Raw genomic sequence first — 241 nt, forward strand, 5'->3', positions numbered from 1 at the left:
GAGGGTGCCGCCGCTCCAGGCGATGTCGTTGTTGGCGGTCTGGCTGACCGTCACGGCGTCGTTGCTGTCCAGATCGGCAAAACTCAGCGCCCCGCTGTCGCTCAGCGTGGCTGCGCCATTGCCTTCGTTCATCGCGCCGGTCGTGTCGTCGATGCTCAGCGTCGGCTGGTCGTTGGTCCCGGTCAGGGTGATCGTCACCGTCTGCGGTGCCGAGGTCGCATTCCCTGCGCCGCTGTCGTCG

The 241-nt window shown here is 67.2% G+C and carries 1 protein-coding gene; it reads right to left on the reverse strand.

The window, feature by feature from the left end:
• Positions 1 to 241, reverse strand: a 241-nt coding sequence (locus Q8X48_RS30080; protein WP_407802703.1) for a hypothetical protein, incomplete at both ends; no start/stop codon positions are given.

Origin of the sequence: Pseudomonas sp. QLc11A (genome assembly GCF_052112305.1) — a bacterium.
In the GTDB taxonomy this organism is placed as follows: Bacteria; Pseudomonadota; Gammaproteobacteria; order Pseudomonadales; family Pseudomonadaceae; genus Aquipseudomonas; species Aquipseudomonas laurylsulfatiphila.